At 44.2% G+C, this 1,556-nt stretch carries 1 protein-coding gene; it reads right to left on the bottom strand.

Annotated features, from left to right (window positions below):
- Positions 1-969 precede the first annotated feature (969 nt).
- Positions 970-1,341: a GxxExxY protein gene (locus A3735_RS11375; RefSeq protein ID WP_068638042.1), complete on the bottom strand. Its 372-nt coding sequence runs from the start codon at positions 1,339-1,341 to the stop codon at positions 970-972.
- Between the last annotated feature and the right edge of the window lie 215 nt (positions 1,342-1,556).

Raw genomic sequence — 1,556 nt, 5'->3', positions numbered from 1 at the left:
CCTTTTCTCTGTGCAGGCCGCTGGCCGCTCTGTGTTCTCGGTGGTGAATCGTCTTTTGTGTTTTGATCTTTAAGGGATAAACATTTGAACCACAGAGGACACCGGGCGCTGCGCTGCACAGAGGAAGGGATTGAGACACATCTAAAAAAAGCTTTTTATCTTTTCTCTGTGCAGGCCGCTGGCCGCTCTGTGTTCTCGGTGGTGAATCGTCTTTTGTGTTTTGATCTTTAACGGATAAACATTTGAACCACAGAGGACACCGGGCGCTTCACTGCACAGAGGAAGGAATTGAGACACATCTAAAAAAAGCTTTTTGTCTTTTCTCTGTGAAGGCCTTGGCCGCTCTGTGTTCTCGGTGGTGAATCGTCTTTTATGTTTTGATCTTAAAGGGACAAACATTTGAACCACCGAGGACACCGAGCGCTGCGCTGCACAGAGGAAGGGATTGAGACACTTCTAAATGAAAGCTTTTATCTTTTCTCTGTGTAGGCCGCAGGCCGCTCTGCGTCCTCGGTGGTGAACCGTCTTTTGTGTTTTGATCTTTAAGGGATATAACATTTGAACCACAGAGGACACCGAGCGCTTCGCTGCACAGAGGAAAAGATTGAGACACACTATAAAATTTTTTACCTTTTCTCTGTGCAGGCCGCAGGCCGCTCTGTGCTCTCGGTGGTAAATCGTCTTTTGTGTTTTGATCTTTAAGGAATAAACATTTGAACCACAGAGGACACCGGGCGCTTCGCTGCACCGAGGAAGGGATTGAGACACTTCTAAAAAAAGCTTTTTATCTTTTCTCTGTGTAGGCCGCAGGCCGCTCTGTGTTCTCGGTGGTAAATCATCTTTTATGTTTTGATCTTTAAGGGATAAACAGATAAACCACAGAGGACACCGGGCGCTTCGCTGCACTGAGGAAAACCAGAGGAAAAACTCGTTTTAAGTTTTCACTGTGGTGAATGAGCTTCTGGAGTTTTAGAGACTAACTCTCTTGATTCCCTTTACGAGCCTATCCACGCTGAAATTGATTAACAGCCCAGTTTTAATGTTACTCAAGCGCAAATAGCTTATCACTTGAGCGGTATGTATCGGTGCAAAACGATCAACTGATTTTATTTCGATAATAAGCTTATTAGGAATTAATAGATCCAATCTATACCCTGCATCAATTCTTACCCCCTTATAGACTATTGGCAGCGTGATCTGCCGCTTAACATCTAGACCTGCCTTAGATAGTTCATACATGAGACAATGCTCATAGCTTGACTCTAATAATCCTGGGCCTAAGGCTTTATGTACTTCTATCGCGCTCGATATAACAGTTTGAGTTAGAGAATCCTTCTCCACGCTTAACTACTCCCATTCCTTGGTAACTTGAATTCATTATACTGAAATAAAGCCTATGAACCACAGAGGTCACCGGGTTCTTCGCTACACAGAGAAAGGGGTTTAGACACATCTAAAAAAAGCTTTAATCTTTTCTCTGTGTAGGCCGCAGGCCTCTCTGTGCCCTCTGTGGTGAACCGTCTTTTGTGTTTTGATCTTTAAGGGATAAACATTTG

It is taken from the genome of Oleiphilus sp. HI0061, from assembly GCF_001635675.1.
This window is presented reverse-complemented; position numbering and strand designations above follow the sequence as displayed.